The 13,557-nt window shown below is 69.0% G+C and carries 12 protein-coding genes; 1 reads left to right on the top strand and 11 read right to left on the bottom strand.

From position 1 onward, the window contains the following. Positions 1-32: 32 nt before the first annotated feature. The 11 genes from JQN84_RS27335 to JQN84_RS27285 all read right to left on the bottom strand — a co-directional run bounded on the left by JQN84_RS27335 (position 33) and on the right by JQN84_RS27285 (position 12,445). The gene (locus tag JQN84_RS27335; protein WP_204961414.1) at positions 33-3,371 is read right to left on the bottom strand and encodes a P-loop NTPase; all 3,339 of its coding nucleotides are present in this window, start codon (positions 3,369-3,371) and stop codon (positions 33-35) included. 66 nt (positions 3,372-3,437) lie between these two features. Beyond that, positions 3,438-4,121, bottom strand: a complete 684-nt coding sequence (locus JQN84_RS27330; protein ID WP_204961413.1) for a hypothetical protein — start codon at positions 4,119-4,121, stop codon at positions 3,438-3,440. A gap of 156 nt (positions 4,122-4,277) precedes the next feature. Then, on the bottom strand, positions 4,278-6,824 hold the full coding sequence (pheT, locus tag JQN84_RS27325; RefSeq protein WP_204961412.1) for a phenylalanine--tRNA ligase subunit beta: 2,547 nt from the start codon (positions 6,822-6,824) through the stop codon (positions 4,278-4,280). Positions 6,825-6,864: 40 nt separating this feature from the next. After that, complete coding sequence (gene pheS / locus JQN84_RS27320; RefSeq protein WP_204961411.1) at positions 6,865-7,944, bottom strand: phenylalanine--tRNA ligase subunit alpha; 1,080 nt, start codon at positions 7,942-7,944, stop codon at positions 6,865-6,867. A gap of 171 nt (positions 7,945-8,115) precedes the next feature. After that, on the bottom strand, positions 8,116-8,997 hold the full coding sequence (locus tag JQN84_RS27315; protein ID WP_204961410.1) for a TrmH family RNA methyltransferase: 882 nt from the start codon (positions 8,995-8,997) through the stop codon (positions 8,116-8,118). A 31-nt stretch (positions 8,998-9,028) separates the two neighbouring features. Continuing rightward, complete coding sequence (gene rplT / locus JQN84_RS27310) at positions 9,029-9,421, bottom strand: 50S ribosomal protein L20 (protein ID WP_088645192.1); 393 nt, start codon at positions 9,419-9,421, stop codon at positions 9,029-9,031. A 32-nt stretch (positions 9,422-9,453) separates the two neighbouring features. After that, a complete protein-coding gene (gene rpmI / locus JQN84_RS27305) occupies positions 9,454-9,648 on the bottom strand; it encodes a 50S ribosomal protein L35 (RefSeq protein WP_088645193.1) in 195 nt (64 codons plus the stop codon). An 18-nt stretch (positions 9,649-9,666) separates the two neighbouring features. Beyond that, a complete protein-coding gene (infC, locus tag JQN84_RS27300; RefSeq protein WP_204961409.1) occupies positions 9,667-10,317 on the bottom strand; it encodes a translation initiation factor IF-3 in 651 nt (216 codons plus the stop codon). 409 nt (positions 10,318-10,726) lie between these two features. Beyond that, positions 10,727-11,197, bottom strand: coding sequence for a PH domain-containing protein (locus JQN84_RS27295; protein WP_204961408.1), 471 nt, complete (start codon positions 11,195-11,197; stop codon positions 10,727-10,729). A gap of 93 nt (positions 11,198-11,290) precedes the next feature. Then, positions 11,291-12,136 carry an ATP phosphoribosyltransferase gene (gene hisG / locus JQN84_RS27290; protein ID WP_204961407.1) on the bottom strand — a complete coding sequence of 282 codons (846 nt, stop codon included), beginning with the start codon at positions 12,134-12,136 and terminating at the stop codon, positions 11,291-11,293. Positions 12,137-12,181: 45 nt separating this feature from the next. Further along, positions 12,182-12,445: a phosphoribosyl-ATP diphosphatase gene (locus tag JQN84_RS27285; RefSeq protein WP_067305135.1), complete on the bottom strand. Its 264-nt coding sequence runs from the start codon at positions 12,443-12,445 to the stop codon at positions 12,182-12,184. Between the two features lie 227 nt (positions 12,446-12,672). Here JQN84_RS27285 and JQN84_RS27280 point away from each other — a divergent pair, with 227 nt between their 5' ends. Further along, positions 12,673-13,545 carry an ABC transporter substrate-binding protein gene (locus tag JQN84_RS27280; protein ID WP_204961406.1) on the top strand — a complete coding sequence of 291 codons (873 nt, stop codon included), beginning with the start codon at positions 12,673-12,675 and terminating at the stop codon, positions 13,543-13,545. Positions 13,546-13,557: the final 12 nt, after the last annotated feature.

Genomic DNA, 13,557 nt, shown 5'->3' with positions numbered 1-13,557 from the left:
CGTCAAGTTGACAGACCCACCTTGCGACCCAATTAGAGCGGGATCCCCCGTTGCTCACCCTCTGGCTCCAAAATTCGCTCCAGCAGCCCGGCGGAGTCCCTGGCTGCGGAGCGGAACTCGCCGCTTGTGGACAGCAGCCGATTCCCGAACTTGATCCAGTACAGGATGCGTCTCGCGCGAACCTCTCGCTCGTCGTTAGTGAAGAAGACACAGCGCTGGAGCCAATGGGTACCGTCCCGGACGATAGTCACGAGAGTGTGCGGAGAGCGGTCACCCTCCTGCGAGGCTACTCGATCCAGCTCACCGAACGCCTCGACCGCTTCCGCGTGCAGCGAACTCTCCGTCGGGTGTTCGCTGGCACGACGCAGGCAGATCATTCCCCAGGTGGTGACAACTTTGAAATGATCCTGACCGCCATCACAGCCGCGCGACGTATCCAGATAAGTGGCCGCAAGGTCCAGGTTCCGCTTCTCCAGCTCATATGATCCACATTGCAGCCAGTAATGAAAATCGTCCTTTAGGTAACTGTGTAATTGACTATATACATGCCGCACCGATTCAACCGAAAGCCCGGACTTGATCATGACCCTATGATTGATCAAAGCAACCATCGCACGGCGAGTCGGATCGTTGCGGTTGGCAATTCCAGCACCGCGCTGCACATAGAAGAGAAGCAGCCGCTGAAAAAGCTCCAAGAAGTATGATTTGTCGTCTCTGATAGTCTTTTCCAGCGCCTCCGCAATCACTCGGTGTCGAGTACGAATATGGCCGGACTCACGTCGAACCAGCATGCCTCGCCGCGAAACCAGCCGCTCAATCGCTCGGTTTACTGCCGGGTCAGGTGGTCCATCTGACGCAATCTGCAGGAGCGCGTTCTGCGGCAGAGTCAAAGAGCGATCCTCGTATTGCAATGCCTCAAACATGCATACCGTGGCATAGATGATGCGCTCGCGCTCGTCCAACTGCGCAAACTCGCTACTCACCCGCTGCTCAAACCGGAACCCGGTGATCACCTCCACCATCGCCGCCATAAGATCCGAATTGGCGACTTCCCGAAGCCGTTCCACACGAGCTTCATGAAGCCTGTGCTTCTTGAGCTTGCCGAGTTGGCGATATGTCTCGAGCTGGTAAACCAGAGCATTCAAGTCATCAGCGGTCAAACGGAGCGGCGGCACTCTAGTCAAACCCGCAACCTCGTCGAGAAGGTGACCTCGAGTGCTCCGAATCGTGGCTGCGACCAACACAGTGCCACGTCGGCCGAGTCGGGTCATAAGCCGAGCCGCTTCTGCACCGAAGATGTCAACATCGTCGATCAGGACCGCATCAAGGCCCAGTTCTTCACACTCACGGATAACATCCTGTGACGACTTGGTAGTTGCGCGATCGACCCACCCCACGGCGAGACCCTTAGTATGTAGCGCCACCGCAAATTGCATAAGCGTCGTCGATTTTCCGCTACCAGACCTATCATTCAGCACCAAAACCGGTTTGGACACCGTCGGGGATTCGGCCAGAGAGAACACCGATGACAACGTTGAGAGCCGTGCTGGAATCGCCTCCTTGACGTCTCCCCAAGTAGGGTCGGTACCGCGCAGGTAAAGCGGATCCCCAGGCGGCGCTCCTTCGATCAGCGCCGAGACAAGTTGGACACCAGCATGGCGATCATGCACCTGTCGAGTTCGGGCACGAAGTTGGGCACCTCGCTGCATCGGTGCTCGGCCGGCAATCAACCGCCGCTTTGCCAACTCGACGAGAGAGATGGGTATCTGGCCGAACCCGGCACCCGCGAGCTTCCAGGTAACGGTTGCGTCCACCCCTGGGGCGATGACGAATCGGCGTCGGACGGCATCGGCCGCACCGCTTCCCTCTCCGCCGCCGTCTCCGGTCAGCGTGTCGAGATACAGCGAAAGATGCGCACTATCGATTGATTCCGACGCAAAAACCACCGGGTGGGTGATTAGGTCCGCCTTCAACTGACGGAACCACTGCGCACGGGATCCTCTTCCCCGATCATCGATGTCGAAAGTAACCGGTGCCGCCGAACTCCCTGGAGCAATACCGCTCATCGAAACAATTTCGAGCTGCTCGCGCAAAACGCCGGGAGGGTCGCGGTGAGCATCGATGACAACCACATTTTTGCCGATGTCCAGCCGCGCGGAAATCTCTTGAAAAATGTTGGTTCCAGTACAGTCATAGATCCGGTGCCAAGGTGCCAGCATAAGCCGGAGAGCCGTGTCGTTGACAGTAGAGCCATCCGTCACAAGTAGACCGGATATCGTACGCCGGACCAGCAGTGGATCCACCTGCCGCAATCGTTGCATGACCGCGCCAAGCGTCACCCGCCCTTCGGCAATCTCCTGTGGGAGCTGCGACACCAGGGCAGCGAACAGCCCGTCCGCGCTTTCCAACGGACTCGACCATTCCCCACGAGACTCTCCCTCCATGCCCGAGGTGATAACCAGGACAGCTTGGCCAGTGGCAATCGCCTGATCGAATTCATCAAGGAGCAGAGATTCATCCTGAAGCACCGACTGAACCTCGGCGGAGGCATGACGGGCCGTCGCGGTGGCCGGCTCGACGACCGGAGGCGCGACGGCCTTCAGGGTGTTCCCTCTGATGAAGTCCGACAAAACAACCTCACCAGCAGCCCGACGATGAGCAACATAGAGATGCGCTCCGGTACCCACGGTCGACCAACTCTGCGCCTCAGTCGAGCCTATCCTGCCGGCTAACGGTATGGCCGGGAGGGGAAGGCTCAACTCAGCAGAGATTGGCGAAAGTACCACGAGGGCATCGGCTTGCTGCTGCCAGTCCGAGCCCGAGGCGACCGCTGCCAGTTGGCTGGCATGAAGAGTGGCGAGGCCATCATGGGCTTCAACGGTCAGCATCCGAAAAACGCTGTTCAGAGTGGCCACCCCTAGGCGCAAACCACCCGCATGGAGCACAAATGCGCCATCGCCCGGCAGTTTCCCTGACCGCCACCCCATTTCCCCTGAATAGTTCCCATACCATTCCAAAAAAGGGGAGAAGCTATGGCGAATAGCTTCATGCACGTCGGGGGTCTCCTCGTTCCAGAAGCTCTCCTCAACCTGGGACCACCAGTCCGTGACGGACCGGACCGTCGCCAATGCGGCCGCCATCGGAGTGAGATCCCGTCGTCCCGGAACGGCCAGCACGGCTGGCAGTTCCGCTAACCCGGGTGCCTCGCAGCACTCACTCAGTATGAGGTCTACCAGCGAGGAGACCGTCCCGAACTCTTCCGTGGTTCCCGAGACCGTGAGATCGCCGACGAGGACCAGCGCGTCCAACGCGCCGCCTGCCTGATGCAGCCCGGCGATTGCCTGCACACAGTCCCGCGCCAAGCCGTCCACGGCCGATGACACCGCGGGGACAGCGTGGACTAGCAGCAAGGTCGGACTGGTTTCCAGTGCCATGAATCAGCCCTCCTTGGTCAGCACAGCCGTGACCGCGTTCTTTGGCAGACGCAGCGTGACCTGCCGCTGGCTGCCGCACCGGTCGACGGTGATAGATATGAATTGACCGGTTAGGGTAGTTAGGTCGATTTCGCCCTCAACCCGCTCTGTGCGATTTCCGCAGAGCGCCGCGACGACCGCCTGCCCCTCTGGCCCGAGTACCAGCCATCCCAAGCGAGACTTGTCCGGATGATCGACGAAGAGCGCCAGCGCAAGGGTCAGCACGGTGACCCCAAGCGCTACCACCGAGGAGCGATTCGCCACCACCTGGCGCTGATCTACCCGTTTCGCCTCATCATCACCCCTTTTGAGCACCTCTTCGATGAGCGATCGCCCGTCACGTGCCACGCTGGCAGCGGCCAATCCCAACGGAACAGCGGTGGAGATCGCCCGAACGTAGAGAACGGCCGCAAGAAGCCACAACGCGACCGCAAGGCAACCCCCAATTCGGGTCACCACAGCAGTGCTGGACAAGGATGTCAGAGTGAAGGTGGCTACTAAACCGCCAGCAAAGACGGTCACGACCGACTGCGCGGCCTGAGCGCGGGTGCGGGCACCCGTCGCTGCCCGTACCCGATCCGGGTAGTAGGCCTGAACCACCGCCTCTTGCACGGAAGTCAGCAGCGGATCGAAAGAGGGGTCCGGCATGAATTTCCTTCGGTGTCTAGCGTCGAAGGACACTATGCGTCGGACGTAAGCCAGCAGCACCGATCTGTACGAAGTACGACACAAGCGCCGGGTCCGAAGTGACATCGGATGGGCCCTCCCGCAACTTCGGCGGGAGGGCCCATCGCACAGCGGTAGCTATGCGCCCCGCAGGATCGCCCCGAACCGCTGGGCGGCCACGGCCACGGCGGCGTCCCGCGCGGCCACCGCCTCCTCCACGGTCAGCGTCCGGTCCGGTGCCCGGAAGGTGAGCTTGTACGCCAGCGACCGGCGACCCGCGCCGAGCGACTCCGAGGCGTACACGTCGAAGAGCCGGACCTGCTCCAGCAGCTCGCCCGCCCCCTCGACCAGCGCGGCCCGGACGTCGGCGGCCGGCACCGTGTCGTCCAGCACCAACGCCACGTCGATCAGCGCCGGGGGGAACCCGGACACGGTCGGCGCGGACACCACCGGGGCAGCCGGCAGGGCGTCCAGGTCGAGTTCCATGGCGCTGGTCCGGCGGGGCAGTTCCAACGCGGCCAGCACCGCCGGGTGCAGCTCACCGGCGTGACCGACCACCTCCCCGTCGACCAGCAGCGCGGCGCAGCGGCCGGGATGCCAGGGTGCCCGCTCGGCGGCCCGCACCTCGATCCGCTCGGCCGGCAGGTCGGCGGCGGCCAGCACGGCCCGGCCGGCCTCCACCGCGTCGGCCCAACCGGCGGCACGGCCCGGCCCCCACCAGCCGGCCGGCTCCACGTCCCCGGTGAGCACCACCGCGACGTGCCGGGGTTGGGCGGGCACCACCGCGTCGGCGGCGGCGAACTCGGCGTCGGTGGGCCGGCGGTCCACCCCCATGGTCGGCGGCGCACCCACCCCGGGACGCGGGTGGAACACCGCCCCGATCTCGTAGAGCGCCAGGTCACGGTGACCCCGGCCCAGGTTGCGCTTGAGGATGCCCAGCAGCGGGCCGAGCAGGGTCGTGCGCAGCAGCGGCTCCTCCTCGGACAGCGGGTTGGCCAGCCGTACCGCCGGCCGGCGCGGGTCGTCGGCGGGCAGCCCGAGCTGGTCGGCCAGCTCCGGGGCGACGAACGGCAGCGCCAGCACCTCGACGTAGCCGCGCTCGGCGAGCGAGCGGGCCACCGCCCGGCGGCGACGCTGCTGCCAGGTCAGCCCCCGGCCGGGGGGCGCGGTGGGCAGCACCGACGGCACCCGGTCGTACCCGTCGAGGCGGACCACCTCCTCGACCAGGTCGGCCGGGTCGGTGAGGTCGGGCCGCCAGGTCGGCGGGGTGACGGTGAGCACGTCGCCGCCGCCGGCCGTCGTCGCGACCGAGCCCACGTCCTCGGCCAGCCGGTCGGCACCCCGGATCACCGTGCAACCCACCTGCTCCAGCAGGTCGACCACCCGCTGCGGGGAGTAGTCCACCCCGACCCGGCGCGACGGCAGGTCGACCGGGAGGACGACCTGACGCATCGGCCGGACGTGGTCGAGGTCGAGAATCTCCGCGCCGGCCTCGCCCCCGCCGTGGGTGGTGAGCAGCTCGACGGCGCGCTGCAGGGCCACCAGCGGCAGCGCCGGGTCGACGCCCCGCTCCCACCGCTTGGCCGCCTCGCTGAACAGCTTGTGCCGGCGGGCCGTGCGGCCGACCATCACCGGGTCCCAGTGGGCGGCCTCCAGCAGCACGTTCGTGGTGCCGCCGACCACCTCGCTGGTCTCGCCGCCCATCACCGCGGCCAGCGAGACCGGGCCGGTGTCGTCGCAGATCACCATGTCCTCGGCGGTGAGCGAGCGGACCACACCGTCCAGGGTGGTCACCTTCTCGCCCGCCTCGGCCCGGCGCACCACCAGCGGGCCGGTGATCCGGTCGGCGTCGAAGGCGTGCATCGGCTGGCCCAGTTCCAGCATCACGTAGTTGGTGACGTCCACCGCCAGCGAGATGCTGCGCACCCCGGCCACGGTGAGCCGCTGCCGCATCCAGCCGGGCGTGGCCGCCGTCGGGTCGACCCCCCGGACCATCCGGGCGGTGAACCGGTCGCAGCCGACGGTGTCACGCACCTGCACCGGGTACGCCGGCTGCGCCGTACCGGCCGGCGCGGGCACCCGGCCCGGGTCGCGGAAGGCCACCCCGAGGGCGTACGCCAGCTCCCGCGCGATGCCGCGCACGCTCAGCGCGTACCCCCGGTCGGGGGTGATCTCCAGTTCGACCACGACGTCGTCGAGACCCACCACCGGGCGGGCGTCGTCGCCGGGGCGGGCCGGGGTGTCCGGCGGCAGCACGATGATGCCGGAGTGGTCGTCACCCAGGCCCAGTTCCATCGCCGAGCAGATCATGCCGGCCGACATCCGGCCGTACGTCTTGCGCGCGCCGATGGTGAAGTCGCCGGGCAACACCCCGCCGGGCAGGATCACCACGACCCGGTCGCCGGGGGCGAAGTTCCGCGCCCCACAGACGATCTGCTGCAACTCGCCGGTGCCGTTGGCGGTGCCCACGTCGACCAGGCAGTGCCGGATCGGCTTCTTGAACCCGGTCAGCTCCTCGATCTCGCGGACCTCACCGACGACCAGCGGACCGGTGACCGTACGGCGCAGGTCCACCACGGACTCGACCTCGATGCCGAGGTCCACCAGGGCCTGTTCCAGGTCCTCGGTGGGCAGGTCGACGGGGAGGTCGACGTACTCCCGCAGCCAACTGACAGAAACTCGCATGACTCAGACCACCGTCTCCGTGACTCGTACCCGCATCGCCCTACGCCCCGGCCCCGAACGCGCGGGTGAACCGCACGTCACCCTCGGCCATGTCCCGCATGTCGCTGACCCCGTGCCGGAACATCACCGTCCGGTCGATGCCCATGCCGAACGCGAACCCGGAGTAGACCTCGGGGTCGATGCCGCAGGCCCGCAGCACCCTCGGGTTGACCATGCCGCAACCGCCCCACTCGACCCAGCGCGGACCGTCGCGGTGCTCGGGGAACCAGACGTCGAACTCCCCGGACGGCTCGGTGAACGGGAAGTAGTGCGGACGCCAGCGGGTCTTCGCCCCCTCGCCGAACATGGCGCGGGCGAAGTGGTCGAGGGTGCCGCGCAGGTGCGCCATCGTGATGCCCCGGTCCACCACCAGGCCCTCGACCTGGTGGAAGACCGGCGCGTGGGTGGCGTCCAGCTCGTCGGTGCGGTAGACCCGGCCGGGCACCACCACGTAGATGGGGGGCTTGCGGGTGAGCATGGTGCGCGCCTGCACCGGCGAGGTGTGGGTGCGCAGCACCAGGCCGGAGGTGTCCGCGCCGGGCGGCGGTGCGATGTGGAAGGTGTCCATCAGCCCGCGCGCCGGGTGGTCGGCGGGGATGTTCAACGCGTCGAAGTTGGTCCACTCCAGCTCGACCTCGGGACCCTCGGCCACCTCGTAGCCCATCCCGACGAACAGGTCGCTGATCTGCTCCATCAGGGTCGACAGCGGGTGCCGCGCCCCCCGGGGCCGCCGGTCGTACGGCAGGGTCACGTCGACCCGCTCCTCGACCAGCACCCGGGCGGCCTGCTCCCGCTCCAGCACCTCGGCGCGGGCCGCGTACGCGGACTCGATGGCCCGGCGGGCCTCGTTGACCCGCTTGCCGGCGTCGGCCTTGGCGGCCGGCGGCAGCGCGCCGATCTCCCGGCGGGCCAGCGACACCGGGGACCGGTCGCCGAGGTGCGCGGGGCGCAGCGCGGTCAGCGCGTCCGGGTCGGCGGCGGCGGCGAACGCCTTTTCGGCGTCGGCCACGGCCCCGGCCAGGGCGGCCGGGTCGAGCAGGGCGACCTGCTTCGGGTCGTACGGATCGTTGCGGTAACTCATGGCGTACGGGCACTCCCTCACGGCGGCGCCGGCCCTTCTCAGGCGGCTAGGCGAGTCTACGGACGCGCGGCGGTGCCGCAGCCCGCCGGTGGGAGTTACGCGCGGAGGAAGGTCAGGCCCGCCGCCCGCCGACACCGGCGGGCTGGCTAAACGAACGCCGTGGCGCGTTCCTCACGTGACCTGCTCCCCTGCTGGGTGTGCGCCCGACCGTGGTCGGCGCAGTGCTCGGGCTGAAGCGTACAGGCAGACGGCGGCGGCCGCAGCCAGGTTCAGGCTCTCGGCCCGCCCGTGCAGCGGCACCCGGACCCGGGCGTCGGCGGCGGCGGTCAACTCCCCGGGCAGGCCGTGCGCCTCGGCCCCGAACAGCCAGCCGGTGGGGCCGGCGAGCCGGCCCTGGTCGGCGAGGTCGTCGAGGTCGCTGTCGCCGTAGCCGGTGGTGGCGAGGACGGTGAGCCCGGCGGCGCGCAGCGCGTCGACCACGTCCTGCGGGTCGGCGGCGCGGACCACGTCGACGTGGAACAGGCTGCCGGCGGAGGCGCGTACGCACTTGCCGTTGTACGGGTCGACGGTGTCGCCGGCGAAGACCACCGCGCCCGCGCCGGCCGCATCGGCGGTGCGCAGCACGGTGCCGGCGTTGCCCGGGTCGCGGATGCCGGCGAGCACCGCGACCAGGCGGGGGCCGCGCGCCAGGGCGGCGTCCAGCGGCACGTCGAGGTGCCGGCAGACGGCGACCACACCCTGCGGGGTGACGGTCTCGGTGAGCGCGGCCAGGGCCTCGTCGGTGACCTCGGAGACGGGCAGATCGGCGCGGGCGGCACCGGCCGCGAGGTCGGCGTGCCGGTCGAGCGCGGCCGGGGTCCCGAACAGCTCCACCACCGTGCCGGTGCGGTCGAGGGCCTCCCGGACGGCCTGCGGCCCCTCGGCCAGGAACCGGCCGGTGGCGTCGCGGTCGCGCCGGCGGTGCAGCCGGCGCGCGGCGACCACCCGGGGCGTACGGGGAGTGAATGGGCCGGTGACGGCGTCGAGGCGTCTCCCGCGCGGTGGTGACTGCATGGGAGACGCCTCGATCTGCTGCCGGGGTGGGTCAGGCGGCCTGGGCCGCGGCGCCACCGGTGCCCTCGGCCGCCACGGCGGCGCGGGCCAGCTCGACGATCGCGGCGAACGCCGCGGCGTCGTGGACGGCCAGGTCGGCCAGGATCTTGCGGTCGACCTCGATGCCGGCCAGGCGCAGGCCCTGGATCAGCCGGTTGTAGGTCATGCCGTTGGCCCGGGCGCCAGCGTTGATGCGCTGGATCCAGAGCTGCCGGAAGTCGCCCTTGCGGTCGCGACGGTCCCGGTAGGCGTACTGCATCGAGTGCAGCACCTGCTCCTTGGCCTTGCGGTACAGCCGGGAGCGCTGACCGCGGTAACCGCTCGCGGTCTCCAGCAGGGTACGACGCTTCTTCTGGGCGTTCACAGCCCGCTTGACGCGTGCCATCTCAACTCCTTGTTAGGTAAAGGTGGCGCGCGTCAGCGGCCGAGCAGCTTCTTGATGCGCTTGACGTCGGACTTGGCCAGCTCGACCGTGCCGGTCAGCCGCCGGGTCTGGGTGGACGGCTTCTTCTCCAGGTTGTGGCGAAGGCCGGCCTGCTGGGCGACGATCTTGCCCTTGCCGGTCACCTTGACCCGCTTGCCCATACCCGTGTGGCTCTTCATCTTCGGCATGTGGAACGTCTCTCCCTGTTACTGGCCGCTGGGGGCAGCGGTCGGGCCGGCCTCGCCGGCTGCTGCGGTCTCGCCGGCCGCCGGGGCCGCGCCATCTGCCGGGGCGGCCGATTCCTCCGCGGCCCGGTCCCGGGGGCCCCCACGGGACGCCGTGGCGGCGACCGCGGATGCCTTGACGGCCCGGTGCGGAGCGAGAACCATGATCATGTTACGGCCGTCCTGCTTCGGAGCGGCCTCGACGTATCCCAGGTCCGTGATCTCGGATTCGAGCCTGCGCAGGAGCCGGTAACCCAGCTCCGGGCGGCTCTGCTCGCGACCGCGGAACATGATCGTCACCTTGACCTTGTCGCCGGCCTTGAGGAACCGCACCACGTGACCCTTCTTGGTCTCGTAGTCGTGCGGGTCGATCTTCGGCCGGAGCTTCATCTCCTTGATGACGGTCTGCTGCTGGTTACGCCGCGCTTCGCGCGCCTTGAGTGCGCTCTCGTACTTGAACTTGCCGAAGTCCATGAGCTTGCACACCGGCGGGCGCGCCATCGGCGCAACCTCGACCAGGTCCAGGTCGACGTCCGCGGCCAGCTGCAGGGCGCGCTCCAGCGGGACGATGCCCACCTGCTCACCCTCAGGGCCGACCAGTCGGACCTCACGTGCCCGGATCTGCTCGTTCACGCGTGGTTCGACGCTGATGGGGCCTCCTCGAGTCGAGTCTGCTGCGTGGCCGACCCCGCGCGGCCCCCGGGTGGGGGCGACCCGGAAAGCAGAAGGCCCCGGCGCATGCCAGGGCCCGCTCGACCGGTCGGCACGATCACAGGATCGCGCATCCGGCACCGGGACGAACCCGGAACCGGTGACCGGACCCGGCCACCTCGGGGGCGACTCGGGTGGGAGCAGGCGCTCCGCTTCGGGACCACCCACACGCCACAGGCGGGGGCAGTCTGGTCGACGTGGCAACACTACACCCCGGCGCAGCCATCCCCCAAACCGGGCCCGCAGGTCAACCCGGTACGACAGCCCGGCGGAGGGCGACGAACCGGGGTGTCATCGGTGCTCGCCGTCCCGGTCGAGCCGGGTCGGGCGGTCAACGGGCCGGAGTGCCGCCCAGGCCGGCCAGGTGGGCCTGGTGCAGCCGACGCAGCGCACGGACCCCGTCGACCGCGCGCTGCTTGTCGGCGGCCTGCAGCGCCACCATCGGCAGCAGGTCGTCGTCGTGCAGCTCCAGGCTGGCCCACGGCGCACCCCGGTCGAAGCGCACCCCCCGGACCACCTCCCACGGCAGCTCGTACGAGCCAAGGATGTTGCGCACCCGGACCCCCCGGGCGTCCGCCTCGACCCGGGGCCGGGTGAACAGCAGGATGCCCAGCGCGCCGAACACGCCGAGGCCGATCATGGCGAACTGGTCGCCGCGCTGGAAGGTGCCGTAGCCCTCGCCGGTCGCCCCGGTCAACGAGGTGGCGACCAGGCTGAAGACCACCAGCAGGGCGATCGCCGAGGCCCAGCAGACGACCCGGACACGACGCGGCCTGAGACGGATCAACTCGGTGTCGCTCACCGCTCCAGTCTGCCACCCGGCCCCGGCGGCGTCGCGCCGCCACCCGCCGCGCCGGGACGGGTCGGGTCAGGCCGGGCGCGGGCGGGGCGGCGGTCAGAGCCGGCAGGCGTGGATGTTGGTGACCAGGATCGCGCGGGCGCCCAGCTCGTACAGCTCATCCATGATCCGGTGCACGTCGTCGCGGAGCACCATCGCCTGCACCGCGACCCAGCCCTCCCGGTGCAGCGGGGAGACCGTCGGCGACTCGATGCCCGGGGTCAGGCCGCTGGCCCGGTCGAGCAGGCCGGCCGGCACGTCGTAGGCGAGCATCACGTACCGGCGGGCCACCAGCACCCCGTGCAGGCGACGCAGCAACTGCTCCGCCTGCGGGTGGACCGGCGCGCCGGCCCGGCGGACCAGCACCGCCGAGGAGTGCAGCAGCGGGTCACCGAAGACGACCAGCCCGGCCTGACGCAGGGTCGCGCCGGTCTCCACCACGTCGGCGACCACGTCGGCGACCCCGAGCCGGATGGCGTTCTCCACCGCACCATCGAGCCGGATCACGTCGGCCTTGACGCCCAGGTCGGCCAGGTAGCGCTCGACCAGCCCCGGGTACGCGGTGGCGATCCGGTGCCCGCCCAGCTCCTGCACGTCGCCGACGTCCCCGGGACGGGCGGCGAAGCGGAAGGTCGCCCGGGCGAACGCCAGGTCCACCACCTCCTCGGCGGGCGCGCCGGAGTCGATCAGCAGGTCCCGGCCGGTGATCCCGACGTCGAGGTCACCCGAGCCGACGTAGGTGGCGATGTCCTTCGGACGCAGGTAGAAGAACTCGATGTCGTTGGCCTCGTCCGGGCAGACCAGGTCCTTGGGGTCGGTGCGCTGGCGGTAGCCCGCCTCGCGCAGCATCTGGGCGGCCTTCTCGGCCAGGGCGCCCTTGTTGGGTACGGCGACACGCAGCATGACGGAGTGCTCCTTCGATCGGATCAGATCAACGACGCGGCGCACTCACAGATGTCGGTAGACGTCCTTCAGCTCCAGACCGCTGGCCAGCATCAGCACCTGCACCTGGTACAGCAGCTGGGAGATCTCCTCGGCGGTGCGCTCCGGGCCCTCGTGCTCGGCGGCCATCCACGACTCGGCCGCCTCCTCGACGACCTTCTTGCCGACGAAGTGCACCCCCTTGGCCAGGGCGTCGACCGTGCCGGAACCCGGCGTGCCGGCGGCTGCCTTGGCCTGGAGCTCGGCGAACAACTCCTCGAACGTCTTCACGGAACCGGATTCTTCCAGCCACCCACCGACGCCTCACGCGCCGGGTCGCCCGGCCCGCACCCCGTTCCCGCAGGCTGGGACGCATCCGGGGAGGCCGGGCGCTCCGGCCGGCCCGGGCGCGGGTCAGCGGGCAGCGGCAACGGGCCGGACACGTTTGCACATCGATCTCTCATCTACCTGATGGGACACCCTTCGAGGGATCGGTGGTCTTCTCTATCCTGGCGGCCATGGTCAGCAGCAGCTCACGTACCCGCGCCGCCGCCACCGCCGCCGTGCTCCTCGTCGCCGTGGCCGGATGCGCCCCGCAGGACCCCACGCCCACCACCCCCGACACCGTCCCCACGGCGGCGTCCTGCGCCAAGGACAGCCTGAAGACCCGGACGGCCGGCAAGCTCACCATCGCCACCGACGAACCCGCGTACGAGCCGTGGTTCACGGGCAACAAGCCGGACAACGGCGAGGGTTTCGAGTCCGCCGTGGCGTACGCGGTGGCCGAGAAGCTCGGGTACACCCCGGCCGACGTCACCTGGACCCGGGTGAAGTTCGACACCGCCATCGCCCCCGGCCCGAAGACCTTCGACTTCGACATCAACCAGTTCTCCATCACCGAGGAACGCAAGCAGGCGGTCGACTTCTCCGCCCCGTACTACCTGGTGCGGCAGACGGTCATCGCGCTCAAGTCGTCCAAGATCGCCGGGAAGAAGTCGGTGGCGGACCTGAAGAACGCCAAGCTCGGCGCGCAGGTCGGCACGACCAGCTACCAGGCGATCACCGCGCTGATCAAGCCCTCGGTCAAGCCGCAGGTCTACAACAGCAACGACGACGCCAAGAAGGCCCTGCAGAACGGCCAGCTCGACGGGCTGGTGGTCGACCTGCCGACCGCGTTCTACATCACCGGTTCGGAGCTCACCGACGCCACCATCGTCGGCCAGCTGCCGCAGGTGGGTGCGCCTGAGGCGTTCGGGCTGCTGCTGGACAAGGACTCCCCGCTCACCCTGTGCGTCAGCAAGACCGTCGGGGAACTCGCCGAGGCCGGCACGCTCAAGCAACTGGAGCAGAAGTGGCTCGCCCAGGTGGCGGGGGCGACCGAACTCCAGTGAGCCGGCTGTCAG

Origin of the sequence: Micromonospora humidisoli, assembly GCF_016900955.1 — a bacterium.
Lineage (GTDB): Bacteria > Actinomycetota > Actinomycetes > Mycobacteriales > Micromonosporaceae > Micromonospora > Micromonospora wenchangensis.
Note: the sequence above shows the minus strand (reverse complement) of the source record. Positions and strands in the feature narration are given on the sequence as shown.